At 70.9% G+C, this 2,179-nt stretch carries 3 protein-coding genes; 2 read left to right on the forward strand and 1 reads right to left on the reverse strand.

The window, feature by feature from the left end; translation table 11 throughout:
* Window positions 1–206: hypothetical protein (locus tag WA805_RS10490; RefSeq protein ID WP_424563576.1), on the reverse strand; the 206-nt coding region annotated here is incomplete at its 3' end.
* An 88-nt stretch (window positions 207–294) separates the two neighbouring features.
* On the opposite strand from WA805_RS10490, the gene WA805_RS10495 reads away from it, so the two are divergent.
* Both WA805_RS10495 and WA805_RS10500 read left to right on the forward strand, forming a co-directional pair.
* Window positions 295–1,740 (forward strand): ABC transporter permease, encoded by a 1,446-nt coding sequence (locus WA805_RS10495; RefSeq protein WP_425242244.1) that lies wholly within the window; start codon window positions 295–297, stop codon window positions 1,738–1,740.
* Between the two features lie 5 nt (window positions 1,741–1,745).
* The coding region (locus tag WA805_RS10500) for an ABC transporter ATP-binding protein (protein ID WP_425242245.1) at window positions 1,746–2,179 on the forward strand (434 nt) is incomplete at its 3' end.

Here is a 2,179-nt window from a genome sequence, read left to right on the forward strand (position 1 = left end):
GCAAGGAACCCGGCGACCGCCGCGATCACGGCGGTCAGGACCAGCGTGACGCCGTACCGGGCCGGCCAGCGGCGCGGCGGAGCGTCTCGGTAAGGCAGCAGGCCGGCGGGCGGCCATGGCGGCTCAGGCTGCGGGTAGTCCCCGTCAGGCATGTCCTCGTCTTCCCACCCGCCGTGGTCGTCGCTGGCATCGAAATCGTCTGGCATCGGTACCTCCAAGGGCGGACCATGGACCTTCCGTCAGCCAGCCTGCCGTCCAGCCGGTTGCACGCCGGTTGCACGCGGTGTCACCGCCGTGCAACCGGCCGGGCCGTACAACGGCGGCATGTTCTTCTTCACCTATCTCGCACGGGAACTGCGCCGCCGGCTCAGGCAGGCGATCTTCATCGCGCTCGGGCTGGCCGTCGGGGTCGGCCTGGTCATCACCGTCACCGCCGCCTCGGCGGGCGTGAAGAACGCCCAGGCCGGCGTCCTCAAGGGGCTGTACGGCGTCGGGACCGACATCACCGTCACCGGGCAGGCGCCGTCCGCCAGCCAGGCCAAGCCGGGCACCGGCGGTAGCGGCAGCAGGGTGAGCATCACGATGGGGCCGAACGGCGCCCAGATGTGCGTCAACGGCAAGTGCCGGTCGCTCAAGGACGGGTACACCATCGACACCCTGGCCAGCTCGTCTTACGCGCCGATGAACGAGAAAGCGGCCACAGAGATCGCGGCCCTGCACGGCGTGGCCGCGGCCGCCGGCGGCCTCCTGCTCACCGACAACAGGACGACGATCTCCCAGAACCCGTCGCCGCCCACGTCGTTCTCTGTGGACGGCACCGACATCAGCCAGCAGAAGCTCGGCCCGCTGAGTGACGCCGTGACCAAGACGGGCCGCACGTTCAAGCCAGCTGACGCGGACAAGAACGTGGCCGTGGTGGACACGAACTACGCGACCTCGAACGGCCTGAAGACGGGCGGCACGATCACGATCGGCGGCACGAAGTTCACGATCATCGGCACCGTCGCCCAGCCGGAGGGCAGCAACCCGCCCAACGTGTACATCCCGCTCACGCGGGCTCAGTCGCTGGCCGAACAGGGGCCGGCCGGCGGCAGCCTGAAGAACGACGTGAACACGGTCTACGTCACCGCGGCCAGCGCGGCGGACATCTCCGCCGTGCAGAGCGAGATCGCCAAGGTGCTGCCCGGCGCCACGATCACCACGCCGAGCAGCCTCGCCAGCGAGGTCACCGGCTCGGTGTCGTCCGCCGCGAAGCTCGCCAACGACCTCGGCAAATGGCTGTCCGTCCTCGTGCTGATCGCGGCGTTCGCCGTCGCGGTGCTGCTGACGATGCTGGCCGTGTCCCGGCGGGTGCGCGAGTTCGGCACGCTGAAGGCGCTCGGCTGGCGCGGCCGGCGGATCATCGCCCAGGTGATGGGGGAGTCATTCGTCCTCGGCGTGCTCGGCGCCGGGATCGGGGTGGGCCTCGGCTTCGCCGGGGCGGCGATCATCAACGCGATCGCGCCGAGCCTGTCAGCGACGCTCTCCCAGCCCACCGGCGAGCACATCATGACGCCGAACGGGGCGCTGAACCCGACGTCCAACCACACCGTCTCGGTGCCGCTGGTCGCGTCGGTCAGCGGCGCGGCCATCCTCGCCGCCGTGGTGCTGGCCGTGGCCGGCGGCCTGCTGGCCGGGACGTTCGGGAGCTGGCGGATCGGCCGGCTGCGCCCGGCGGACGCACTGACGAAGGTGGGGTGAGGACGATGTACGAGCTGACCGGCGTGGGCAAGGCCTACACCACAGGCCACCGGAAGGTCCTGGCGGTCTCCGCTGTCAACCTGACCGTCAGCGACGGCGAATGGCTCGCGATCAGGGGCCGCACAGGGCACGGCAAGTCAACGCTGCTGAACCTGCTCGGCGGCCTCGACAGGCCGACCTCCGGGCGGCTGCTGCTGGACGGGCGTGACCTCGGCCGGATGCGTGACGCCGAGCTCACCCGGCTGCGCGCCACCGCAATCGGCTTCGTCTTCCAGACGTTCAACTTGGTGCCTACGCTATCCGCCGCGGAGAACGTGGAAGCGGCGCTGATCCCGCTGCGCGCCGGCATCGCCGCACGGCGGCGGAAGGTGGCCGCGGCGCTGGACAGCGTCGGGCTCACCGACCGGGCCAGGCACCTGCCGTCCGAGCTGTCCGGCGG

Origin of the sequence: Trebonia sp. (assembly GCF_049794275.1) — a bacterium.
GTDB lineage: Bacteria > Actinomycetota > Actinomycetes > Streptosporangiales > Streptosporangiaceae > Trebonia.